Source organism: Croceibacterium salegens (genome assembly GCF_009827435.1).
In the GTDB taxonomy this organism is placed as follows: domain Bacteria; phylum Pseudomonadota; class Alphaproteobacteria; order Sphingomonadales; family Sphingomonadaceae; genus Croceibacterium_B; species Croceibacterium_B salegens.
Map to the genome: position 1 here is coordinate 1 of NZ_WTYM01000053.1, position 7,123 is coordinate 7,123.

7 protein-coding genes are annotated in these 7,123 nt (G+C 64.0%); all 7 read right to left on the reverse strand.

Annotated features, from left to right (window positions below; all coding sequences use genetic code 11):
- On the reverse strand, positions 1-752 hold a 752-nt coding region (locus GRI89_RS13855; protein ID WP_159796045.1), incomplete at its 3' end, for an electron transfer flavoprotein subunit alpha/FixB family protein.
- Positions 752-1,498 carry an electron transfer flavoprotein subunit beta/FixA family protein gene (locus GRI89_RS13860; protein ID WP_159796042.1) on the reverse strand — a complete coding sequence of 249 codons (747 nt, stop codon included), beginning with the start codon at positions 1,496-1,498 and terminating at the stop codon, positions 752-754. The genes GRI89_RS13860 and GRI89_RS13855, both read right to left, overlap by 1 nt.
- 78 nt (positions 1,499-1,576) lie before the next feature.
- Positions 1,577-2,380: an enoyl-CoA hydratase/isomerase family protein gene (locus tag GRI89_RS13865; RefSeq protein ID WP_159796850.1), complete on the reverse strand. Its 804-nt coding sequence runs from the start codon at positions 2,378-2,380 to the stop codon at positions 1,577-1,579.
- Positions 2,377-3,213 carry an HpcH/HpaI aldolase/citrate lyase family protein gene (locus GRI89_RS13870; RefSeq protein WP_159796853.1) on the reverse strand — a complete coding sequence of 279 codons (837 nt, stop codon included), beginning with the start codon at positions 3,211-3,213 and terminating at the stop codon, positions 2,377-2,379. The genes GRI89_RS13865 and GRI89_RS13870 overlap by 4 nt, the downstream gene beginning before the upstream one ends.
- Positions 3,210-3,662 (reverse strand): MaoC family dehydratase, encoded by a 453-nt coding sequence (locus GRI89_RS13875; RefSeq protein WP_159796856.1) that lies wholly within the window; start codon positions 3,660-3,662, stop codon positions 3,210-3,212. Before GRI89_RS13875 ends, GRI89_RS13870 begins: the two co-directional genes overlap by 4 nt.
- Positions 3,662-5,512: an acetyl/propionyl/methylcrotonyl-CoA carboxylase subunit alpha gene (locus GRI89_RS13880; RefSeq protein ID WP_328598268.1), complete on the reverse strand. Its 1,851-nt coding sequence runs from the start codon at positions 5,510-5,512 to the stop codon at positions 3,662-3,664. The genes GRI89_RS13875 and GRI89_RS13880 overlap by 1 nt, the downstream gene beginning before the upstream one ends.
- A 37-nt stretch (positions 5,513-5,549) precedes the next feature.
- A partial coding sequence (locus tag GRI89_RS13885; RefSeq protein ID WP_159794541.1) for a carboxyl transferase domain-containing protein occupies positions 5,550-7,123 on the reverse strand: 1,574 nt, incomplete at its 5' end.

Below are 7,123 nucleotides of genomic sequence, written 5' to 3' on the forward strand. Positions count from 1 at the left end.
GGGGCGACGATCTTGCCGGTCTGGCCGACCTGGTAGTCGTTGGGGACATAGCCCGCATCGACCGCCGCGCGGCTCGCCCCGACCGCCGCGCCGAGCTTGTCGGCAAGCGGGATGATGACCTGCTGGAAGGTCTCGGCGTCCTTGAGCGCGCGGCCGCCTGAGACGATCACCTTGGCGCTGGTCAGCTCGGGCCGCTCGCTGGCGGCGACTTCGGCGCCGACGAAGCTGGAGAGACCGGCGTCGCCCGGGCCGGAGACGTTCTCGATACTTGCCGAGCCGCCTTCCGCGGCGGCCTTGTCGAAGGCGGTGCCGCGGACGGTGATGACCAGCTTGGCATCGCTCGATTCGACCGTGGCGATGGCGTTGCCGGCGTAGATCGGGCGCACGAAGGTCTTGTCGCCCTCGATGCCGATGATGTCGGAGACCTGCATCACGTCGAGCATGGCCGCGACGCGCGGGGCGATGTTCTTGCCGGTCGTGGTGGCGGGGGAGAGGAAGGCGTCATGGCCGTCCATCAAGCCGGCGACGAGCGGCGCGACGTTCTCGGCCAGCTGGTGCTCGTAGGCGGCATCGTCGGCGAGCAGGACCTTGCCGACACCGGCGATCTTGCTCGCGGCATCGGCCACGGCCTTGCAGCCGCTGCCCGCGACCAGCAGATCGACATCGCCGAGCTTGGCCGCGGCGGTGACGGTCGCGAGCGTCGCGTCCTTGAGGTGCTGGTTGTCGTGTTCGACGTAAACGAGGGTCTTCATCAGGCGACTCCCAGGGCTTTGAGCTTGGCGACCAGTTCGTCGACGTTGGCGACCTTCACGCCGGCCTGGCGCACGGGCGGTTCGGAGACCTTGGTCACCTTGAGGCGCGGGGTGGTGTCGACGCCGTAGTCGGCCGGGCTCTTGGTCGCGAGCGGCTTGGACTTGGCCTTCATGATGTTGGGCAGCGAGGCGTAGCGCGGCTCGTTGAGGCGCAGGTCGGTGGTCACCACCGCCGGCAGCTTCAGGCTCTCGGTTTCGAGCCCGCCATCGACCTCGCGGGTCACGGTGACGCTGTCGCCCGAGACCTCGACCTTGCTGGCGAAGGTGCCCTGCGGCCGCCCCATCAGCGCGGCGAGCATCTGGCCGGTCTGGTTGGAATCGTCGTCGATCGCCTGCTTGCCGAGCATGACGATGCCCGGCGCTTCCTCGTCGGCGATGGCCTTGAGGATCTTGGCCACGGCGAGCGGCTCGACTTGGTCATCGGTCTGCACCAGGATCGCCCGGTCGGCGCCCATGGCGAGCGCGGTGCGCAGCGTTTCCTGCGCCTTGGCCGGGCCGATCGAAACCGCGATGATTTCCTCGGCCGCGCCCTTTTCCTTGAGGCGGATGGCTTCCTCGACCGCGATCTCGTCGAACGGGTTCATGCTCATCTTGACGTTGGCGAGATCGACCCCGCTGCCGTCCGCCTTCACGCGGGGGCGCACGTTGTAATCGATCACCCGCTTCACGGGCACGAGGATCTTCATGGGATTAATCTCCCCTACCTATACTATTAGAACTCCGAGCAGCGCTGGATGGCGCTTTGAATATTGACCAATTGTTGCTCAAGATCTTCCCCCGAATGCCGGGGGGCGCTTGCCGAGAAACGCTGCAATGCCTTCACGTCCGTCTTCGCCTGCAACCGACGCGACGATGCTTCTGGCCTCGTGGTCAAGGTGCGTTTCAAGGCTCTCTTCGTACGCAGAGAGCAGGAGGGCACGCGTACGGGCGAAAGCCTGGGTCGGTCCTTCAGCAAGTTCCCGGGCCTGTTCCTGCGCCGCTCGATTGAGCTCCGTATCGGGAACAACCTTTGTCACTAGGCCGATATCCAAGGCTTGCTGCGCCGAAAGGTGCGCGTTGGTTAGGATCAGGTGCTGAGCCTTGCGGAGGCCGACAAGTCGAGGAAGCAACCAGCTCGCTCCGCCATCGGGAGTCATCCCGATGGCTGTATAGGCCAGCGTAAATTGAGCTTCCTCTCCTGCGATCACGATATCGCCAAGAAGAGCCAGGCTTAGTCCCGCTCCGGCAGCAAAGCCTTGCACGGCGGTTACCAGCGGCTTGTTCATGCGTGCTAGCCGCGCGATCGCCGCATGAAAGAGGGCTGCTTCTTCGGAAATTAGAGATGACACGTCTTGGCCTGCTTTCGCGAATGCTCCAAGATCACCACCCGCGCAGAATGTCTTGCCATCCGAGCAAAGCAGAACTGCGCGGATCTCTGTGTCGCAGGCCGCAATTATCGACGCAGCTAGGAGCTCGCGCGCCATGACAACATTGATGGCATTGCCAGCTTGCGGTCGGTTGAGTGTAGCCATCATGACCGGACCTTGCCGTTCCACGCGCAGGGTGGTGAAATCGCGTTCTGCAGTCATTCCGGCAGCTCCAATATTCTCCTTGCTTTCACCAGGTGCGGACGGTCGATCATTTTGCCTTCGAGTTTCAGAGCACCCGCGTCTGGATTGGCTGAAAAGGCATCCACCACTGCGCGTGCGTGAGCGACTTCGTCTGCAGTTGGTCTGAAACCTGCGTTGATCGTCTCCAACTGGGTCGGGTGGATCGCCATCATCCCGGTAAACCCGTCGCGGCGCGCCCGCGCCACATAGGCAATGAGTGCTTCGCTATCGTCGATGCGCGGAAAGACTGTCTCGATGGCGTCCACACCCGCCGAATGCGCCCCGAACAGCAGTAGGCTGCGTACCATTTCGAAAGGAGGGGTGTAGCTGCCGTCTTCCTCGCGTGAGGTCGCCGCTCCAATGGTTGCGGGTAGGTCTTCGGCACCCCAGGTCAGGCCGGCGAGGAAATTGTTGACTGTGCGGTAGCTGTCGAGCTGAAAGATTGCCGCTGGCGTTTCCGTTGCAATGGGCAAGATTGGTGGAACGGCGGAGTTGCCGATCATTTCGATCAGGCGGACGATGGTTCTCGCGCCCTCTGCTTTCGGCAGGACCAGGCCATCGGGGACATGCGGCAGCGTTGCCGCAAGATCTGCATTCGCGGCGCCGCTATCGACCGGGTTTATCCTGACAAAGATTGGAACGACGCGGTCGCCTTGCAGCCATTCGGCGACAGCTGTGCGCGCTGCAGCCTTCTTTTCGGGTATGACCGAATCTTCGAGGTCGAGGATGAGCGCATCGGCACCGCTCGCCGCAGCCTTTGCGAATCGCTCTGGCCGGTCACCTGGAACAAAAAGGAGCGACCTCATTCTCATGTTTGCGCTCCCTTGATCAGTGCCATCCGCAGGCAGGAACAGACGATTTCGTGTCGCTGGTTGATCAGGCGGTGCATGAAGGTGACCACACCTGATCCGGGGCGCGACTTGCTTGGGCGCAAGGCTTGGATCACCGTGTCGGCGCGTACGGTATCGCCGATAAACACCGGATTGGGCATTTCGAGCTTGTCATATCCCAGGTTGGCGACCAGCGTCCCCAGCGTAGTGTCGCTGACCGATAGGCCGATCATCAAAGCAAAGGTGAAAGTGCCGTTTACGAGGATTTGCCCGAACTCACTTTCCCTCGCAGCCTCGAGATCGAGATGTAGAGGTTGCGGGTTATGTGTCATGGTCGAGAACAGCAAGTTGTCGGTTTCGGTGACTGTCCGTCGAATCACATGAGTGATCGTGTCTCCGACTTGCCACTGGTCGAAATACTTACCAGCCATCAGTTGTCGTCCTTGCGGTCGATTTGCACCAGCAGCGTACCCTCGCTGACCTGTCCGCCTTCGCTCACATTCAACTCGGCGACTACTCCCTCGAACGGCGCGACCAGGGTGTGTTCCATTTTCATGGCCTCGAGCGTCAGCAGCTTCTGGCGCGCGATGACCCTATCCCCGGTGGCTACTGCCACCGCGGTGACGCGGCCTGGCATGGGGGAGGTGATCGACCCGTCCGAAGGCGCTGCGCCCGACTTGCCATGCACGCGCCAGCGGGCGAGGTGCCAGACTTGGCCATCGTGCGCGATGATCGTGTCTTCGGCTTCAGCGATGGCGCCCGCGCGTTTGTGAGGTGTGAAGGCGATACTGACCTCCTGCCTGTCGAGCAGGAAGGCACTTTCAATGCAGACAGGGGCGTTGAGGCGGAAGCCCGCCAATCCGCCAGCAGTTGCGAGACTGGCGGCTGCCTCCGCGAGCTTCTCCGCCGGCGGGTGTGTGGCAGGCATCAGGGCGTCACCCTCGCGCGCGATGAGGCCGGTATCGAGTCGCGCCATGGCGAAGTCGGTATGCTCGAGCGCCTTGACGAGGAAGCCCGCATTGGTGCGCAGAGGCCAAATGGTGCTGTGACGGAGTGCTTGTGCCAGCTTGCAGCGGGCCGCTTCGCGATCCGTGCCGGTGGCGATGACTTTGGCGATCATTGGATCGTAAAACGGCGAGATTTCTGCGCCCTCCGTGACCCCAGTATCGATGCGGCAGCCGGGTCCGAACGAAAGTGTCTCAAGCTTGCCGATCGAGGGCAGGAAGTCGTGCGAAGGGTCTTCGGAATAGAGCCGCGCCTCGATTGCCCAACCATCGATCGAGAGCTCCTCTTGCCGCAGCGGCAATGGCTCGCCGCTTGCTACGCGCAGCTGCCATTCGACGAGGTCCTGCCCGGTGATCTCCTCAGTCACCGGGTGTTCCACCTGTAGGCGGGTGTTCATTTCCATGAACCAGATACGGTCGGCGCGTAGGCCTTCGGAGCCGTCAGCAATGAACTCAATCGTGCCCGCGCCCTGGTAGTCGACCGCCCTGGCTGCGCGCACGGCGGCCTTGCAAATCGCCTCGCGCGTTTCCGGGTCCATGCCAGGGGCAGGGGCCTCCTCGATCACCTTCTGGTGGCGACGCTGGAGCGAGCAGTCGCGTTCGAACAGGTGAACGACATTTCCGTGGCTGTCACCGAAGATTTGCACTTCGATATGGCGCGGGTTGGTCACCCACTTTTCCAGCAGCACTTGGTCGTTACCGAAGCTGGCCGCGGCTTCACGCTGGCAAGATTGCAGCGCGTCGGCGAAGTCCACCGGGGCATCGACCTTGCGCATGCCCTTGCCTCCGCCACCCGCGACAGCTTTGATCAGCACTGGGTACCCAATCGCTTCGGCCTCCTGACGCAGGCGAGCAAGTGACTGGTCATCGCCGAGGTAGCCTGGCGTGGTAGGAACGCCCGCATCCTGCATCTTTTTTTTCGCCGCATCCTTCAGGCCCATGGCTAAGATCGAGCCGGGCTTAGGCCCGATCCACACCAGCCCTGCGTCGATTACCGCTTGCGCGAACTCGGCATTCTCCGACAGGAAGCCGTATCCGGGGTGGATCGCCTCGGCGCCCGTCTCAAGCGCTGCTGTGATGATCTTTTCGCCGACGAGATAGCTTTCGCGCACGGGCGAGGGGCCGATATACACCGCCTCATCCGCCGAGCGGACGTGCAGTGCGTCTGCGTCTGCGTCCGAGTAGACGGCTACCGTGTGCAACCCCAGCCGCCGCGCAGTTCGGATCACCCGGCAGGCGATCTCGCCGCGATTGGCTATAAGTACCGATGTCAGCACGCCCGTCCGTTTCCCTTCTGATTCATCCCCTTGTTCCTTACATCCGGAACACGCCGAACTTCGGCTGTTCGGGGATCGGGGCTTCAAGCGTCGCGGAAAGGGCGAGGCCGAGGACGTCGCGGGTCTGGACCGGGTCGATCACGCCGTCGTCCCACAGGCGGGCGGTGGCGTAGTAGGGATTGCCCTCGCTCTCGTACTTGTCGCGGATCGGGGCCTTGAAGGCCTCCTCTTCCTCCTTGCTCCGCTTGTCGGCGTCGCGGTGGACGGTGGCGAGGACGCTGGCGGCCTGTTCGCCGCCCATCACGCTGATCCGCGCATTGGGCCAGGTGAACAGGAAGCGCGGGCCATAGGCGCGGCCGCACATGCCGTAGTTGCCGGCCCCGAAGCTGCCGCCGATGACCACGGTGATCTTGGGCACCTGAGCGGTGGCGACCGCGGTGACCAGCTTGGCGCCGTGCTTGGCGATGCCTTCGGCCTCGTATTTGCCGCCGACCATGAAGCCCGAGATGTTCTGCAGGAACAGCAGCGGGATGCCGCGCTGGCAGGCGAGCTCGATGAAGTGCGCGCCCTTCACCGCGCTTTCCGAGAACAGCACGCCGTTGTTGGCGAGGATCGCCACCGGCATGCCCCAGATGTGGGCGAAGCCGCAGACCAGCGTGGAGCCGTAGTGCGCCTTGAACTCGTGGAACTCGCTGCCGTCGACCAGCCGGGCGATGACCTCGTGCACGTCGTAGGGTGCGCGGACATCCTCGGGAATGATCGAATAGAGGTCTTCGGCGTCGAACTTCGGCGGGCGCGATTCCTTGAGGTCGAGGCTCGCGCCCTCGTTCGCGCCGAGATGGCTGACGATATCGCGCACGATGGTCAGCGCATGCTCGTCGTTCTCGGCGAGGTGGTCGACCACGCCCGATTTCTTCGCATGAAGGTCGCCGCCGCCGAGGTCCTCGGCGCTGATTTCTTCGCCCGTCGCGGCCTTCACCAGCGGCGGGCCGGCGAGGAAGATCGTGCCCTGGTCGCGCACGATCACGCTCTCGTCGCTCATCGCCGGGACGTAGGCGCCGCCCGCGGTGCATGAGCCCATCACGCAGGCAATCTGCGGGATGCGCTCGGCGCTCATCTGCGCCTGGTTGTAGAAGATCCGCCCGAAGTGCTCGCGATCGGGAAAGACCTCGGCCTGGTAGGGCAGGTTCGCCCCGCCGCTGTCGACGAGGTAGATGCACGGCAGGCGGTTCTCGCGGGCGATCTCCTGTGCGCGCAGATGCTTCTTGACCGTCATCGGGTAGTAGCTGCCGCCCTTCACGGTCGCATCGTTGGCGGCGATCATCACCTGCCGGCCCGAGACGCGGCCGATCCCGGCGATGATCGAGGCGCCCGAGACGTCGCCTTCGTACATGCCGTTGGCGGCAAGCTGGCCGATCTCGAGGAACGGGCTGCCGGGATCGAGCAGCCGCTCGATCCGCTCGCGCGGCAGCAGCTTGCCGCGGCTGGTGTGCCGCTCGCGCGCCTTCTCGCTCCCGCCAAGCGCGGCCTCGGCGACCTTGGCCCGAAGTTCCTCGGCGAGCGCGCGGTTATGCGCCGCGCGCGCCTGCGCGTCGGGGCTGGCGAGGTCGA